We start from the raw sequence: 16,378 nt of genomic DNA, 5'->3' as shown, positions 1-16,378 counted from the left end.
TTATTCAGCTATTACGATACCTTTTTGTAGCAAAACCGTTTCTGTGCCATCATTTTGAAAAATGGCAGGCTTTAAAACTTTAGTAATGATTGGATTTGCAGCATTTCCAACAATATTAGCTTCTACCGAAGTATCGCGAGCATCGTAGTGTTTGCCAATTGGATTGCTGATTGTGTAGCCCATTTCTTGCAATTCATGATGAATACGTTCAAAATTTCGTTCAAAAAGGGAAATGTTTTGATCGTTGGATTTTTTTTCGATTTCAAAAATTTGGTTAATAATTTGAAGCATGTTTTATAAGAGTTTTAAAAGTACAATGTAGGTATTTTTTTAAAATTTGACAAATAAATGCGGAATTTAAGATGCCCTTTTTTAATGTGGAATTATTTTAGTTTGGGTGATGGAAATGCCCCAAATAGTAAGAAACTAATTGGGGCATTTTTCATTCTTGGAGTTTAATATACTACTCCTTATTTTTAATTACCAATCGGAAACCTTCGCCGTGGATGTTTAAAATCTCTACATTTTCATCGGGCTTTAAGTATTTTCGCAATTTGGCAATATACACGTCCATACTTCTTGATGTGAAATAATTGTCATCGCGCCATATTTTTGTTAAGGCTACTTCGCGTGGCATTAAATCGTTTTCATAAAGAGCCAACATTTTCAACAATTCATTCTCTTTTGGTGACAATTTGATAGGTTCTTCGTTTTCGAATGTTAAAAAGCGAAGTTTGGAATTCAAATTAAACTTTCCGATTTGAAATTCGAATTTGGTATTTTCTGCTTTTACTTCCGATGATTTGCGTTGCATAATTGCTTTAATCTTCATTAGTAAAACTTCAGAATCGAATGGTTTGTTTAAATAATCGTCTGCTCCTACTTTGTATCCTTTCAAAACGTCTTCTTTCATTGTTTTGGCAGTTAAGAAAATAAGCGGAATTTCCTTATTTTTATCTCTAATTTCGCGCGCCAATGTAAAACCGTCTTTATAAGGCATCATTACATCTAGAATGCATAAATCGAATGTATCTTTCTTAAATTTTTCGAATCCTTCCATACCGTTTTTGGCAAGAGTTACCTCGAAATCGTTCATTATTAAATAATCTTTTAAAATAGATCCGAAATTTGGATCATCTTCTACTAGTAAGATTTTTTTGTTCTTTGTTTCCATATTTACACTATTTGTTGTTTCGTTTTAATTTATTAATGGTATTTTGATAATAAAGGTGCTGCCTTTTCCTTTTTCGCTTTCCACATAAACTTGTGCATTGTGGTCATCTACGATTTGTTTCACATAAGCCAAGCCTAAACCGTGTCCTTTCACATTGTGCAAATCGCCGGTGTGTTCGCGGTAAAACTTATCAAAAATCTTTTTGGTTGCGGCTTTACTCATTCCTGCTCCTTTGTCTTTTATTCGTACGATAATGGTGTCTTTTACATTTTCGGTATAAATATCAATAACTGGGGCATTGGGCGAATATTTAATAGCGTTGTCTAAAATATTTACAAAAACGCTTGTGAAATGTGTTGGGTTTATAAGAACGGTATCTCTTGTGGTGTTGAAATGCGTGTTCAATTCGCCTTCGCGGTCTTCAATCAACAAAGAAACGTGGTCTATGGCAACTTCGAGCACCTCGGTTAATTCTACTTTTTCTTTGGGAATATCTAATTCTTTTTTCTCTAGTTTCGATATTCTTAATATGTTTTCAATTTGTGCGTGCATGCGTTTGTTTTCGTCGCGGATCATTTGCACATAGCGCAACACTTTTTCTTCATCGCTTATGATTTTTGGGTTTTTAATGGCATCTAATGCAAGGTTTATGGTTGCAATAGGTGTTTTAAACTCGTGTGTCATATTGTTGATAAAGTCATTCTTTATCTCTGAAATCTGCCTTTGAGTGATTAATTGTCTAATAGCACTGTAATAGGCCGCAATGATAACAATTGTAAACAATAAGGATATCAGAATGAAAGGCAATAAATCGGATACTAAAAATTTTGATTTCTGCGGAAAACTAATATACAGTTGGTATTTTGATCGATTTTCTAAATCGGTTAAAATAGGCACTGAATAGGTATTATTATCATTGAAAACAAATTTACCAGATTTCACAGATGTTTCTAATCCGTTATTAAAAACAGCATATTCAAAATTGGTAGTAAGTTTCCTATTTGCGAGTTCTTGCTTCAATAGTGATTGCAACACTTTGTTGTCTAAGCGCTCTTCAATAGGATAGGTTGATACAATATCGTTATAATAAATATCAAAAAACTCTACAACATTCTCTTCTTTTTTAATTACTTCATCGGGTTTGCTTTGCGTATTTAAAGACCTGTGAACACCTGCTTCTAACCCGTCGATAGGTTGTTCTTTTCCTTTATATATTTCTGTTTTGCTACTGCTTATATAATTTTTATAATCTTTTTTTGATCCGCTGGCACTGTCAATGAACGTTTTCCCAAAGTTGAAATCTTTAATATTTTCAACAGATATGATGTTTGAATAAACAATTTCTTGATTGGTTCTATTGTCTTTTTCGATATAAAATATCTCCTTTATGGCTTTTTTATCTGGTGCTTTTCCAGTTTTTGTTTGATATTCATAAAACTTCTTGTTAAATGCATATCGTTCTTTTTCTTTTACTTTATCGGCAACTTTACCAATGGTTTGATTTACCAAGTGCTGAAATTGAATATCATTGTTTTGATAGCTTGCACTAATCCAATAAAGTTGTATTAAAATGATGCCTAATAAAGCCAAGCTCATTAGTACAATTAAAAACTGAAACCTGTATTTATTCATTATTTTTTTAAACTATACTTCAAATTTAACATTTTAACAATTCAAAAATAGTGCTTTTAACCTAAAGTTAACATTAAAAATCAAATTGTTTTAATTTTTTCTAGAACATAGTCAACACTCTTAAATGTTTCGTTTAAATCGATATTCTCAACAACGAAAGTAGCTAAGAGAGATTTCTCTTCATCAGATAGTTGGTTTTTTACCCGGTTTAATACTTCTTTTTTTGTAACCTGATCTCTTTTCATAACACGTTGCATACGAATTTCTAACGGAGCAGTAATTAATATAGTGGCACTACATTCTTTGTAAGCACCCGATTCAAACAAAACAGCAGTTTCTTTAAAAACAAAAGGCTCTTTCTGATTGCGTTCAAGAAAATTTTTAAAATCAACCATCACTGCCGGATGCACAATCTGGTTCAATTGTTTCAACAGTTGGGCATCATTGAAAACCAATTTTGCAATTTTAGATCGATCTAAAAAACCATCGTTTTGCAACACATCATTATTGAAAAGTTGTTGTACTTTTTCAATGATTTCGGGCTTTTTCATCACTTCTCTACCCGCGTCATCGGCCACATAAACGGCGTAGCCTTTTGATTGGATATAATTAATCACAGTGGTTTTTCCGCTACCAATCCCGCCGGTAACACCTATAATCTTTGTCATTTTATTTAAAAAACATTTCAGGCATTGCTTCAACAGCATCCTCCTTTTTTATATTTAACAGAAAATAACTATACAAAAACCCTGCCCCATATCCAAAAAATTGAATAAAACTTGCAATTATAGTTAAAAAACTTATTTTTAAGCTTTTTGTTGCAACTAAACTTTGCATGAATAATGCCAAAAAATAGAACACATACAATGCAATAAATACATATATTCCTAGAAAAAGAGCAAAAACCGAAAAACAAAACCCAATAATAAACAACGACGGAAACCAATAGGTGATTTTGTTGTATTCAGGATAGCGCTGGTTTAAAATAGGGCGTGCTTTTCCAAATTTATTTACTTGTTTGTAGAATTTTTCCCAATCGATTCTGCGTTTGTGGAAAACATAAGCATTTGTTATTAAAGCAGTTTTAAAATGCAATTTCCACAAGCGTATCGATAAATCGGGATCTTCGCCGGGATGAATTCTTCCAAAACCTCCCGACTCCATAAATGCTTTTTTAGAAATTCCCATATTGAAACTTCGTGGTTGAAACTTACCTAATTTTTCAGATGCTCCGCGAATACCACCTGTTGTTAAAACCGATGTCATTACTTGGTTAATTGCCTTTTGAACATCAGAAAACGATTCGTGGGCAGCATCGGGTCCGCCAAAACAATCTACATAATTGTGGGTGAGATACGCATGCACTTCCGTTAAATAATTGGGTGGAAGAATACAATCTGAATCCAAAATTATGAAATAATCTCCTTTTGCCACCTTCATGCCATAATTGCGTGAATCGCCCGGGCCGGAGTTATCTTTATAGTGGTAAGCAATGTTTAGTTGATCGCTGTATCTGTTCACCACCTCACGGCAATCAATAGTTGACCCATCTTCCACCACCACCACTTCAAAATAATCGGTATAGGTTTGTTTGGATAAACTATAAAGCAATTCTTCCATTTCCTCCGGACGGTTAAATATAGGTATTACAAAAGAATAATTCATTTAAAATTTTTAGTTAACCCAACGGCTAATTGCTGTTGTTTTTATTAATAAGTGGTACAAATGTACCGAAAAACAAAATATTTATAGCATTTTTGCAATAAATAACCCTTGCAATTTTTAGGTGTTTTTTAAGAAATGGATACAAGATTTTTTAGTACATTTAAACCTTGATACCCTTTTACATTTAAAAGGTTAAAACATTATTGCTATGAACGAAATTAAGATATTATGGGTTGATGACGAAATTGACCTTTTAAAACCACATATATTATTTTTAGAAAAAAAGGGATACCAAGTCACTACTGCTACCAATGGGCAAGATGCGATTGATTTGTTTGATGAAGACAATTTTGACATTGTTTTTTTAGATGAAAACATGCCGGGAATTACCGGTTTGGAAACGTTGGCAGAACTAAAAGAAAAAAAATCGACCACTCCTATTATAATGATTACAAAGAGTGAAGAAGAATATATAATGGATGAAGCCATTGGTTCTAAAATTGCCGATTATTTGATAAAACCCGTAAATCCCAATCAAATTTTATTGAGTTTAAAAAAGAATTTAGACCATTCAAGGTTGGTTTCCGAAAAAACTTCTTTAGATTATCAAAAAGAATTCCGAAAAATTGCGATGGATATGATGCAGGCAAATTCGCACCAAGATTGGGCCGATTTGTACAAGCGTTTGATTTTTTGGGAAATGCAATTAGAAAATATTGAAGATCAAAATTTGGCGGAGATTCTAGAACGCCAAAAAGAAGAAGCCAATATTCAGTTTGGTAAATTTGTAGAAAAAAACTACGAAGATTGGATCAATGATGAAGAAACTGCCCCATTATTTTCGCACAAATTATTCGTAAGAAAAGTAGTGCCTGAGCTTCGTGGCGAAGAAAATATCTTATTTATTGTGATTGATAATTTGCGATACGATCAATGGAAAGCATTTGAAGGCATCGTGAACCAACATTATAAAGTATTAAAAGAAGATTATTATTTTTCAATACTGCCCACAGCAACTCAATATGCCAGAAACGCCATTTTTTCTGGATTAACGCCCCTAGAAATGGAAAAACAATTGCCACAATATTGGAAAAACGATACAGACGATGGCGGAAAAAATCTTTTTGAAGCCAATTTCCTAGAAGAGCAATTAAAACGTTTGCGCATAAACATTAAACACGAATACCATAAAATCACCAATTTAAAAGACGGTAAAAAATTCGCAGATAATTTTAAATCAATGAAAGACAATAAGTTAATTGCATTGGTTTATAATTTTGTAGATATGATATCGCATGCAAAAACCGAAATGGAAGTTATAAAAGAATTAGCGTCAACCGATAAAGCGTATCGTTCGCTTACTCAAAGCTGGTTTAAAAACTCTCCGTTATTAGATATTATTCAACAAGCACAAAACAACGGTTTTAAACTAATTATCACAACCGATCACGGTACCATTAACTGTAAAAACCCGTCGCAAGTGATAGGTGACAAAAACACAAGTTTAAATTTGCGTTATAAAACAGGAAAATCACTAACCTATGAACCAAAAGATGTATATGTGGTGAAAGATCCTAAAAAAGTACAATTACCGGCAATAAATATCAGTAGTTCATATATCTTTGCTAAAAGCGATTATTTTTTGGCGTATATTAACAACTATAATTATTATGTGAGTTATTTTAAAAATACGTATCAGCACGGAGGAATTTCTCTAGAAGAAATGATTATACCATTTATTACATTAACACCAAAAAAGTAAAAAATGACCATTACCTACTCTATCCAAAATTTAGATGAAGTGGCGAAGAAGTTAATCAATAGCAGCACGCACAAAACATGGCTTTTTGAAGCACAAATGGGTGCAGGAAAAACCACGTTGATCAAAGCACTTGCAAAAAATTTGGGTGTAACCGATATGGCAAATAGTCCTACTTTTTCTATTGTAAACGAATATTTCGGAGATAAAGGCAAGGTTTTTCATTTTGATTTGTATCGATTAAAAAATCAAGAAGAAGCTTATGATATGGGATTAGATGAATATTTTACTGAAAATGTGTGGTGTTTTGTAGAATGGCCTGAAATGGCTATGGATGTAATACCCGATGAAACCCACAAAGTTTCCATCAGAATAATAAATGAACACACACGCGAATTAAATTTTGAATAATTTATGGATACAATGAGCCCTTTTTCAAAATCGCAATTAATTCCTCAAGAGGAAAAACTGGAAATCCGTAAAAAACGCGGACAACTTTTTATTGGTATTCCCAAAGAAGATTTTAAAATTGAAAAAAGGGTGTGCCTTACACCCGAATCGGTAAATATGCTTGTAAAAGCCGGTCACAAAGTATTGATTGAAGCAGGTGCGGGTGTAGAAGCTAGTTATGACGATAAAAAGTACAGCGAAGCAGGTGCTGTAATTACCCACGACAAAGAAAAAGTTTTCGGCTGCCCTATTCTATTAAAAGTAGAACCACCTACAATAGAAGAAATACGGCTCATGAAACCCAAAACCTATCTGTTTTCAGCCATACAATTAAAAACGCAAACAAAGGAATATTTCGCAGCACTCGAAAAAAAGAAAATTACTGCTTTGTGTTATGAATTCATCAAAGACCGCTACAACGCTTATCCGTTTTTAGATGCAATAAGCCAAATTGCCGGAATTGCTTCGATTCAAATTGCTGCCGATTATATGTGCAGAATGAATGGTGGCAAAGGCTTGCTTTTTGGCAATGTAGCCGGTGTGCCTCCAACAGAAGTTGTTATTCTCGGGGCAGGTTTGGTGGCAGAATCGGCCATACGAACGGCATTGGCTTTAGGCGTAAACGTGAAAGTGTTCGACAATAACATTCACAAATTAAAACGTTTACAAAAAACATTGCCTTCACAAGTTTTCACATCAACCATACAAGAAAAAGTACTTTCAAAAGCGCTTATGCGTTGCGATGTGGCCATTGGCGCCGTAAAAGGTTGCAACCGCTCCCCTATTTTGGTAACAGAAGAAATGGTGCAACGCATGAAACCAGGTGCTGTGATTATAGATGTTTGCATAGACAATGGTGGTTGTTTTGAAACATCGGAAGTAACCACACACGAAAAACCAACTATCACAAAATATGGCGTGATTCATTATGGAGTGCCTAATATCACAGCAAAATATTCTAAAACAGCCTCTTTGGCTATAAGCAACATTATATCGCCCTATTTGCTAGATTTAAGTGAAAACGGTTCCATAGATGATGCGGTGAGCTACGACAACACCATTCGTTCGGGAATTTATATGTACAAAGGAATTTTGGTTAACGAAGCAATAGGCAAATGGTTTCACTTAAATTATAAAGACATTAATTTAATAGTGCTTTAAATGAGAATAGTTGTACTTTTGGCAAAATTATTTTAATATGAAATTTTCACAGCGTTTCGCTTACTATTTATTAGGACTTTTAATTGGCGGTATCATTGTATTCTATTTTTTCGATGCAAAAGATACGGAGTTTTGCTACCTACCCAATTGTAGGGTTTTAAAAGATTTACGTTCAAAACCATTAACAATTTCTGATAAAGCACAAACAAGTTTCGACCAATCGGTGGTAGATATGAACGATATTAAAATGTGCTTAACCCACGGCGACGTAGATTTTGACAGAAGCAACATTGCCGAGCAAAATGGTAAATTATACGTTATCGAAGGACAAAATGCTCAAAAAGAACCTATTACTGTCGAAATGATCAATTACAGCGACAAAGTGCTTATTAAAGACGTTTATCCCACAAAAAAATAATTTTGTTTTTTTATTTCTGAAAATGAAACAGTTATAAAAAAAATAAAAAAAAACACACAAAAGCCTTTGCAGAATAGGAAATTCCCTCTATATTTGCATCACAATTAACGAAGGAAACAACGTTAAGGAGAAATGGCAGAGTGGTCGAATGCGGCAGTCTTGAAAACTGTTGACTGTAACAGGTCCGGGGGTTCGAATCCCTCTTTCTCCGCAAAAATGGTCCGGGGAGATACTCAAGCGGCCAACGAGGACGGACTGTAAATCCGTTGGGAAACCTTCGCAGGTTCGAATCCTGCTCTCCCCACAAAAAAGCTTAACATATAGTTAAGCTTTTTTTGTTTTATCTACCTTAAATAAACTGCATTACACTTCTTTTAATTGTTCCTTTTTAATATTTTTGTAAAACTTAAATTTTAAAAATGGAAAATAAACAACATATTATTGACCGATTTGTAAGTTACGTGACCGTAGATACCGAATCGGATCCAAATTCAGAAACTACACCATCAACCAAAAAACAATGGAATTTAGCCAACCAATTAGTGGAAGAGCTGAAACAAATTGGTATGGAAGATGTAACGATTGATGAAAACGCATACATCATGGCAACATTGCCGAGTAACGTATCGCACGATGTGCCAACAATTGGTTTTGTTTCGCATTTTGATACATCGCCCGATTTTACTGGTGCAAATGTAAAACCCCAAATTGTACATAACTACGATGGTGGTGATATTGTATTAAACAAGGAAGAAAACATTATTCTATCACCCAATTATTTTGATGATTTGTTGCAATATAAAGGGCAAACACTAATAACAACAGACGGAACAACTTTGTTAGGTGCAGATGACAAAGCAGGTATTTGTGAGATTGTATCCGCTATGGAATATCTGATCCAGCACCCAGAGATTAAACATGGCAAAATCCGAATTGGCTTTACACCCGATGAAGAAATTGGCCGCGGAGCCCATAAATTCGATGTAGCAAAATTTGGTGCTGATTGGGCATACACCATGGACGGAAGCCAAATTGGTGAATTAGAATACGAAAATTTTAATGCTGCAGGTGTAAAATTAATCTTTAAAGGAAAAAGTGTACACCCAGGATATGCAAAAGGAAAAATGATTAATTCTATGCTTTTGGCAAATAAATTCATATCTAAATTACCAAGCAAAGAAGTACCGGAAAAAACAACCGGTTATGAGGGCTTCTTTCATGTAAACGATATTCATGGATCAATCGAAGAAACAGAAGTGCACATGATTATTCGCGACCACAGTATGAAAAAATTTAAAAAGCGTAAAAAGTTAATCCGCGAAATGGTAAACAAATTCAATAAAAAATACGCTGAGAAATTTGGTGATAAAATCGTTGAATGTGAAATTAAAGACCAGTATTATAATATGAAAGAAAAGGTAGAACCTGTGATGCATATTGTTGATATTGCTGAGCAAGCGATGAAGGAATTGAATATAAAACCAATTATAAAACCAATTCGTGGTGGTACGGATGGCTCACAGCTTTCGTATATGGGATTACCTTGTCCAAATATTTTTGCAGGCGGACACAACTTTCACGGAAAGTACGAATATGTTCCAGTTGAAAGTATCATGAAAGCTACACAAGTTATTGTGAAAATTGCCGAAATCACCGCTAAAAGATAATTCTTTTTAAATAAAAATTAGTTGTAAAATCAGCACTTGTAAAAGTATTTTTGCAGGTGTTTTTTTTGATTTATTGGTTTATGCTGAACATGTTTTTGTTAATTTTGGCTGCAAATAAGCGTATTCTATCTTCTGTATGAAGTGTTAGGGATTTAGGTGGTAAAAGTCCATCTAATGACGCTAAAATAACTTCCAACATAAATTCTATAAACGGTGTTGAATTTCCTTTTTTATCGGATTCAAATAATTTGTTGTAATGGTCATCTTGTTTTTGCTTGATGAGTGATTCCACAAGTAACTTTAAAATGGCATCGGTAATCTAATAAGGTGGTTTCATACACTACTTACTATTTTTATAATACTGTCGGATTCAATCTCATAAACTCGATTTCATTTATTATAGTATCATTTGATAGTATCATAAATATACGTAAAAACTAATAAGCCACAGGTAAATTATTTATCTCTCGCTTATAAGTCTTCCAATTAGGCATAAACCTACTTAAAAGAGCCTTAAAATTATCATTGTGATTGCGTTCGATAAAATGTATTAACTCGTGAACAATTACATACTCTAAACAATGTCTTGGCTTTTTAGCCAATTCAAGGTTTAATAATATTTTTCTTTTTTCAATACTACAAGAACCCCATTTTGTCCGCATTTTTTTTACATCCCAAGAATTGCAATTTTGTCCTGTTTTATCTTCCCAAAATTCTAAAATCTCTGGAACAATATTTTTGAGGTGGTTTCTGTACCATACATTGAAAACCTTTTTTCATATCTTCCTATTCTTCTTAAAATTCTCTGCTTGTTCCAACACGTTTTTATACACATCGTCTTGTGTAATGGGTGGATAGCCAAATTGATGCAATTTTACGATAATATCCATTTTTAATTGCGCTTTAATGTCGTCACGATCATTCCAATCAGGATATTTAGCTGTGCTATCAACAATCTTTTTTATTTCACGAGCTAATTCCAACATCTTGTCATTATCAAACTCAAAACCGTATTGCTTACAAATCATATCTAGAATGTCATAGAACGCTTTTTCTTCGTAATCAATGCCTAAATCTTCGAACGAATCCATTTCTGCACGAAGTTTTATGATGAGATTCAGCATTTGTTCGGCTGTATCAAACTGAATGCCTTCATAATCTAAAATATCACCCTCGCTGCGTTCGTTGTAACGGTTGATAATCGACTGCAATCGTTCTGCAAAATCTTGTCCTTTTACTTTGTTTACTTTTTTAAAATCGTTGATTGCCTGCTTCAACAAGCGTTCTAATATTTTGATTTTTGTATTGGGTAATTCTAAATTAGCTATTTTTTCGATGAATTTATCATTGAACAAATCAATGGCATTGGCTTTATTGTCATCTAACTTAAAAATCTCTTCGACTCCTTCTGAAATAATGGCTTCTTCTACCAACTTAGCAACTTTAAGGTTCATCTGAGCTGTATCGGGTGCTTCGCCTTTTGTTAGTTTCACCACTATTGATTTTACGGCAAAATAAAAATGAATTTCATCTACTTCTTTTTCTGTAAACAATTCTGAACCGCTGACTAAATTGTAGGAAGATTTTAACTTTTTGGTTACGTTCACAAAAAACTTTTCTGATTCTTCGGTTTGTAATACAAATTCCGAAGCGCTGTTTAAACAGTTTAAACGCTGAATAGGCGAGCCTTCGAAATAATCTTTTGTATCAAAGCGATGAAAAAATTTGCCTAATAAATCCAATTGGTCTCTAACCAATATTTCCGCCTGCGAAATATCTTCAAAATCATCATCGGCAGTTTGGCTATTAAACAAACTTAGCGCATGATTCAGATTCTTTTTGATGCCGATATAATCAACTACCAAACCACGATCTTTTCCTTGGTATTTACGATTTACACGCGAAATAGTCTGTATTAAATTATGTGTTTGTAAAGGTTTGTCAATATAAATCGTATCCAAAAAAGGAACATCAAAACCGGTTAACCACATATCAACCACGATGGCAATTTTAAAATTGGAATTGATCTGTTTAAACTGTCGATCCAATTCTTTACGATCATCTTTACTGCCTAATAAATCCCACAATTCCTTTTCATCATCTTTATTACGTGTCATAATCAACTTTACACGCTCCATCGGTTTTATTTCCTTTTGTTCTTTTTCGTTTAAACCTTCAGGAAGCAGCATTTCTCCCCATTCTGGTCGTAAAGCTAAAATCTCTTTAAATAATTTGTAAGCGATACCGCGAGATGCACATACAAACATTACTTTGCCAGCTACCGTTGCGTTTTCTTCTAAACGATTTTCATAATGCTCCACAAAATCTTTCGCTATTGCTTTTATACGGTCACCATCGCCTAAAACTACTTCCATTTTGGCAATAGCTTTTTGACTGGCTTCTACATGATATTCCGAAGCTCCTTCTGCAACAGCATTTTCGTAATACTGTTCAATTTCCTGAACTTTATTGTAATCTAAATTTACTTTTGCAGCCCGACCTTCATATACCAAGCGTACGGTAATTTCATCATTTACCGATTCAAACATGGTATATTGATCTACCACCTCACCAAAAACTTCTAAGGTTTTATCAATTGGTGTTCCTGTGAAACCCACATACGTTGCATTGGGTAAAGAATCGTGCAGGTATTTTGCAAAACCATACGATTTGGTTACGCCTTTCTCTTCATCTATTTTAACTTTTAAATCTAAGTTTACTTGTGAACGATGCGCCTCATCTGATATACAGATGATATTCGTTCTGTCTGATAAAATCTCAGCATCCTCAGCAAATTTTTGAACGGTAGTTAAATACACACCACCACTTTCAATTCCTCGTAAACGATCTCTTAAATCTGCTCTTGATTCAATATTGATGATGTTTTCATCTCCAATAAATTTTTTGGCATTGGTAAAATCCTTAGATAATTGGTCGTCTAAATCGGTACGATCTGAAATGATGATGATGGTTGGACTTGCAAAATCGGTTGAACGCATTAATAACCTCGAAAGATATAACATGGTATAACTTTTTCCACAGCCTGTTGCGCCAAAATACGTTCCACCCTTACCATCTCCTTCTGGTTTTCGGTGTTTTAAAATATTTTGATACAATTTATTCGATGCGTAATATTGCGGATAACGTGTCAATATTTTTAGTTCATTTTTTGAAGTATCGGGAAACAACACAAAGTGATGAATAATATCAACTAAACGGTTTTGGTTCAACATTCCGTGAACAATCGAAGTTGTGGTGTCAATTCCTGTCAATGCTTTCTTTTCATCGCCTGTAATTTTGTTCCAACCATAAAAGAATTCGTAAGGAGAAAATACCGTTCCTGCTTTGTTGTTTACCCCATCACTAATTACACAAAAAACATTGTATTTCATCATTTCCGGAATAGCCCTGCGGTAACGAACCGTTAATTGTTTAAACGCATCATAAATGGTAATTTCTTCCTCAATAGCCGTTTTAAATTCAAACACCACCACCGGAATGCCATTGATGTACAAAATTAAATCGGGAATACGCAATTCCGAACCTTGAATTTCTAATTGATTGACAATCTTAAAAGTGTTAGCTTGTATATTTTCAATATCAATATATCGAATGTGTAAATCTTTCTTAGCCGGATCATTGCGTTTAAAAATCAATCCATCAGCCAATAATTTACATATATATTTATTTGATTCATACAAATTAGATGCAGATTGAAAAGCAATTTCATTGATAATGCTTTCAAGTTCTATTTCTTCTAAATCACTGTATCGAGCCAACAAAAAAGTACGTAAATCTTCTTTGATTAATACTTCTTGATTGGAAGTTCTAACCAATTCTTTTCCGTTGATATAGCGATAACCTTCTGTTTCCAGTAGGCTGATAAAGGCTTGTTCTAATTGAGATTCGGTGTATTTCATGCCAGGGATTTCAAGTTTAGTTTTTTTGTTTTCAATTAATGGATCGTATCCATTATTTGGTTTTCTTTTCTAAGGTAATTTCTCCAATATTATAAGCGTAGACTGAGGCTGGAACAAAAGTAAAACTGATCTCACTCTCAAGCTTTGTATCTTGCTTGTCGATCGTGGTTACTAATGCCTTTTCAAATTGGTTGGCTTTACAAAATTTTATTAAACTCTTTAAATCTTGAGGCATTTCGAAAAAGCGATTACTCCATTTTATTTCTACACCCCAAACAGGTTTAAATTTTTTATCGTCTACTAAAACCAGATCTACTTCGCCTTCAGAACGTCCATCTTTCCATCTTGCATAGGTTAAATCCAAATTTTCACGGTGCATCCATTGGGAGAGAATGGCCGTTTCTACCATATTTCCCATTTCACTATCCATGCCTTTTACGGGTGAAAATAAAGCGGTTCGAAGGGAGGGATTGGTTAAATACACTTTGAAGCTGGTCACTCTTTTTAATCTTTTAGCATTGATGTCCACTTTGTTTAGCACTTTTATTAAAAAAGCAGCTTCTAGATATTCTAAGTATTTTTTCAGTGTTTCTTTTTGAATTCCAGAATCTTTAGACATGGTTTCGTAGGAAAATTCGTTTCCTGTATTATAGGCGATGTAAGTAAAAAAACGATTGAGTTCTTGTACATCTTTGATGCCGTATAAGCTGGGTAAATCCCTTAATAACACTTTATCTACAATGTCGTTTTTCACATACCTTCCCATATCCTTTTGGATTTTTTCGGATAATACCACTTCGGGGTAACCACCAAAATTCAGGTATTGAATAAACTCATCGTTCAACTCATCAATATTTATGGGTAAGCAATACGGAATTTGTTTATCACCGTATTGTATGGTACTTTTCTGAATGAGGTGATCTCTGTTTTTTAGATGGATGAATTCCTGAAAAGTAAGAGGAGGCAACATAAAATCTGTAAATCTTCCCGCACCACTTTCTGTACTATGCCACTTCAGAGCGGCAGCAGCAGAACCCGACACAATAAATTTGGTCTTGGGATAGGTATCTACCAATACTTTTAAGTGGCGTTCCCAATCTTTGAGATACTGTATTTCATCAAAAAATACAAAGCAGTTTTCTAAATTTTCCACCTTTACAGAATCTTTGCATAAATCTAAAATCTCCTGTAAGCTTAAATTAACATAGATGGGATTATCAATACCTATAAAGAAAATACGTTGTGGATTTATATTTTCATTAATTAACTCGTCTATGGTGTGAAACATCATGACGGTTTTACCCACACGTCTAGGCCCCATTAAAACTACTGCTCTGCGAATGTCTGTCTCGGTAACAAAGGGATAAAACAAATCAAAATACAGACGTTTGGACATTTCTTTATAGAGCGAAGGAATCTCTTTAGTCGCCCACCACGGATTTTCGTACTGCAAGCGTTCTATAATTTTCTCTGTCGGAATAAGTCTTGAGTTGCTCATTTTTTTTCTTATTTACACAAATATAGTTAAAATAAACAAGTTTAAATGTGTTTATTGTTGCAAAATTGTCTATGTAGTTTGTTTTACGACCTTCTTAATTATTTATTTTCACCATTCACAATAAGGATTATTCTGTTGTGGTTTTTGTTTTTAAAAAAGCTTGTACTAATTGAGATTCGGTGTATTTCATTTTATATTTTTTTTTGTTGAGGCGAATCGTTAGGGTTTGGGCAAATTGCAATTCGCCCGTACTACGAAATTATTTTATCCTATAAAATTTATCATCGTCCCAGCGTTTCGGATTATTTCTAATATAGTCAGATATTCTTTCGTATGCCTGTTGGTTTCTAATGATATGCTCATAATAATTCCTTTGCCAAATCTTAAAATCTAATTCTTTTATCTTTTCCGTCGGGGCGATTGGGGCGGTCGGGGCGATTGGGGCGGTTGGGGCGGTTGGGGCGGTTGGGGCGAATTGCAATTCGCCCGTACTGTTTATTTTTTCGCTCGTTCTTCCTGAAGATTTTTCGCCCATATTTAAGATATAATCTTTTATTTTTTTAATCGTTGCTATTTTATATCCTCTGATAATAGCTCCCACCGTTTGTGATGGCGATTTAAATTTCCCAATCTCATTATTTCCTTTTTGAAATTTTATTTCTACGATTGAATGAAAATGATTAGGCATCACGACAAATTCGTGTAACAAAACATTATCTCTTATTTCACTAGTATTTAGCCATTCTTTTTGTACTATTTCTCCATAGCTGTTCAATATCATTTCTCCGCTTACAACCTTCCCAAACAAATGCGCTCTATCCTGACAACAAATCGTGATAAAATACAATCCTTCCTGGCTATAATCATAATCTTGCAAACGTATCGATCGGCGATGGTGTTTTTGTGGATTGTATCTATTCATAATTAATTTATCGTTTTTATTACGTTACCGTTGGGGCGGTTAGGGCGGTTGGGGCGGTTGGGGCGATTGGGGCGGTTGGGGCGATTGGGGCGATTGGGGCGGTTGAGGGCGG

General features: G+C 34.1%; 14 protein-coding genes, 2 tRNA genes and 1 pseudogene. 7 read left to right on the top strand and 10 right to left on the bottom strand.

All coding sequences use genetic code 11. The features are described from left to right. The 5 genes from MG290_RS01515 to MG290_RS01495 all read right to left on the bottom strand — a co-directional run bounded on the left by MG290_RS01515 (window position 1) and on the right by MG290_RS01495 (window position 4,471). Complete coding sequence (locus MG290_RS01515) at window positions 1-291, bottom strand: hypothetical protein (protein ID WP_264562160.1); 291 nt, start codon at window positions 289-291, stop codon at window positions 1-3. 172 nt (window positions 292-463) lie between these two features. Continuing rightward, the gene (locus MG290_RS01510; protein WP_264562159.1) at window positions 464-1,174 is read right to left on the bottom strand and encodes a response regulator transcription factor; all 711 of its coding nucleotides are present in this window, start codon (window positions 1,172-1,174) and stop codon (window positions 464-466) included. 24 nt (window positions 1,175-1,198) lie between these two features. Continuing rightward, window positions 1,199-2,806, bottom strand: coding sequence for a sensor histidine kinase (locus MG290_RS01505; protein WP_264562158.1), 1,608 nt, complete (start codon window positions 2,804-2,806; stop codon window positions 1,199-1,201). A gap of 80 nt (window positions 2,807-2,886) precedes the next feature. Beyond that, window positions 2,887-3,474, bottom strand: coding sequence for a dephospho-CoA kinase (gene coaE / locus MG290_RS01500; RefSeq protein ID WP_264562157.1), 588 nt, complete (start codon window positions 3,472-3,474; stop codon window positions 2,887-2,889). A gap of 1 nt (window position 3,475) precedes the next feature. After that, complete coding sequence (locus MG290_RS01495) at window positions 3,476-4,471, bottom strand: glycosyltransferase (RefSeq protein WP_264562156.1); 996 nt, start codon at window positions 4,469-4,471, stop codon at window positions 3,476-3,478. Between the two features lie 208 nt (window positions 4,472-4,679). On the opposite strand from MG290_RS01495, the gene MG290_RS01490 reads away from it, so the two are divergent. The 7 genes from MG290_RS01490 (at window position 4,680) to pepT (ending at window position 9,926) form a co-directional block, all read left to right on the top strand. Then, the gene (locus tag MG290_RS01490; protein WP_264562155.1) at window positions 4,680-6,233 is read left to right on the top strand and encodes a T9SS response regulator signal transducer PorX; all 1,554 of its coding nucleotides are present in this window, start codon (window positions 4,680-4,682) and stop codon (window positions 6,231-6,233) included. Between the two features lie 3 nt (window positions 6,234-6,236). Further along, a complete protein-coding gene (gene tsaE, locus MG290_RS01485; RefSeq protein ID WP_264562154.1) occupies window positions 6,237-6,641 on the top strand; it encodes a tRNA (adenosine(37)-N6)-threonylcarbamoyltransferase complex ATPase subunit type 1 TsaE in 405 nt (134 codons plus the stop codon). 3 nt (window positions 6,642-6,644) lie between these two features. Further along, window positions 6,645-7,841, top strand: coding sequence for an alanine dehydrogenase (locus MG290_RS01480; RefSeq protein ID WP_264562153.1), 1,197 nt, complete (start codon window positions 6,645-6,647; stop codon window positions 7,839-7,841). A 37-nt stretch (window positions 7,842-7,878) separates the two neighbouring features. Beyond that, window positions 7,879-8,259 carry a DUF4258 domain-containing protein gene (locus MG290_RS01475; protein WP_257498810.1) on the top strand — a complete coding sequence of 127 codons (381 nt, stop codon included), beginning with the start codon at window positions 7,879-7,881 and terminating at the stop codon, window positions 8,257-8,259. A gap of 126 nt (window positions 8,260-8,385) precedes the next feature. Next, window positions 8,386-8,470, top strand: a tRNA-Ser gene (locus MG290_RS01470). Between the two features lie 12 nt (window positions 8,471-8,482). Continuing rightward, window positions 8,483-8,563: transfer RNA gene (locus tag MG290_RS01465), tRNA-Tyr, on the top strand. Between the two features lie 115 nt (window positions 8,564-8,678). Continuing rightward, entirely contained in the window at window positions 8,679-9,926 is a 1,248-nt protein-coding gene (gene pepT / locus MG290_RS01460) for a peptidase T (RefSeq protein WP_264562152.1), read from the top strand. Window positions 9,927-9,996: 70 nt separating this feature from the next. Here pepT and MG290_RS01455 read toward each other — a convergent pair whose 3' ends face one another. The 5 genes and pseudogenes from MG290_RS01455 to MG290_RS01435 all read right to left on the bottom strand — a co-directional run bounded on the left by MG290_RS01455 (window position 9,997) and on the right by MG290_RS01435 (window position 16,266). Then, the gene (locus MG290_RS01455; RefSeq protein WP_264562151.1) at window positions 9,997-10,218 is read right to left on the bottom strand and encodes a hypothetical protein; all 222 of its coding nucleotides are present in this window, start codon (window positions 10,216-10,218) and stop codon (window positions 9,997-9,999) included. A 145-nt stretch (window positions 10,219-10,363) separates the two neighbouring features. Beyond that, a pseudogene (locus MG290_RS01450) lies at window positions 10,364-10,687 on the bottom strand (M48 family metallopeptidase); the annotation flags it as partial. Window positions 10,688-10,702: 15 nt separating this feature from the next. Then, window positions 10,703-13,846, bottom strand: a complete 3,144-nt coding sequence (locus MG290_RS01445) for a type I restriction endonuclease subunit R (protein ID WP_264562150.1) — start codon at window positions 13,844-13,846, stop codon at window positions 10,703-10,705. A 52-nt stretch (window positions 13,847-13,898) separates the two neighbouring features. Beyond that, window positions 13,899-15,344 carry an ATP-binding protein gene (locus tag MG290_RS01440; RefSeq protein ID WP_264562149.1) on the bottom strand — a complete coding sequence of 482 codons (1,446 nt, stop codon included), beginning with the start codon at window positions 15,342-15,344 and terminating at the stop codon, window positions 13,899-13,901. A 259-nt stretch (window positions 15,345-15,603) separates the two neighbouring features. Next, a complete protein-coding gene (locus tag MG290_RS01435) occupies window positions 15,604-16,266 on the bottom strand; it encodes a transposase (protein WP_264562148.1) in 663 nt (220 codons plus the stop codon). Between the last annotated feature and the right edge of the window lie 112 nt (window positions 16,267-16,378).

The organism is Flavobacterium sp. CBA20B-1 (genome assembly GCF_028473145.1).
Lineage (GTDB): Bacteria > Bacteroidota > Bacteroidia > Flavobacteriales > Flavobacteriaceae > Flavobacterium.
The sequence above is the reverse complement of the archived record's forward strand: the minus strand, read 5'-3'. Positions and strand labels throughout refer to the sequence as shown.

Bases quoted from the DNA above. Each gene is read 5' to 3' on its own strand.
- MG290_RS01515 (WP_264562160.1), bottom strand. From the start codon at position 291: ATGCTTCAAATTATTAACCAAATTTTTGAAATCGAAAAAAAATCCAAC.
- MG290_RS01510 (WP_264562159.1), bottom strand. From the start codon at position 1,174: ATGGAAACAAAGAACAAAAAAATCTTACTAGTAGAAGATGATCCAAAT.
- MG290_RS01505 (WP_264562158.1), bottom strand. From the start codon at position 2,806: ATGAATAAATACAGGTTTCAGTTTTTAATTGTACTAATGAGCTTGGCT.
- coaE (WP_264562157.1), bottom strand. From the start codon at position 3,474: ATGACAAAGATTATAGGTGTTACCGGCGGGATTGGTAGCGGAAAAACC.
- MG290_RS01495 (WP_264562156.1), bottom strand. From the start codon at position 4,471: ATGAATTATTCTTTTGTAATACCTATATTTAACCGTCCGGAGGAAATG.
- MG290_RS01490 (WP_264562155.1), top strand. From the start codon at position 4,680: ATGAACGAAATTAAGATATTATGGGTTGATGACGAAATTGACCTTTTA.
- tsaE (WP_264562154.1), top strand. From the start codon at position 6,237: ATGACCATTACCTACTCTATCCAAAATTTAGATGAAGTGGCGAAGAAG.
- MG290_RS01480 (WP_264562153.1), top strand. From the start codon at position 6,645: ATGGATACAATGAGCCCTTTTTCAAAATCGCAATTAATTCCTCAAGAG.
- MG290_RS01475 (WP_257498810.1), top strand. From the start codon at position 7,879: ATGAAATTTTCACAGCGTTTCGCTTACTATTTATTAGGACTTTTAATT.
- pepT (WP_264562152.1), top strand. From the start codon at position 8,679: ATGGAAAATAAACAACATATTATTGACCGATTTGTAAGTTACGTGACC.
- MG290_RS01445 (WP_264562150.1), bottom strand. From the start codon at position 13,846: ATGAAATACACCGAATCTCAATTAGAACAAGCCTTTATCAGCCTACTG.
- MG290_RS01440 (WP_264562149.1), bottom strand. From the start codon at position 15,344: ATGAGCAACTCAAGACTTATTCCGACAGAGAAAATTATAGAACGCTTG.
- MG290_RS01435 (WP_264562148.1), bottom strand. From the start codon at position 16,266: ATGAATAGATACAATCCACAAAAACACCATCGCCGATCGATACGTTTG.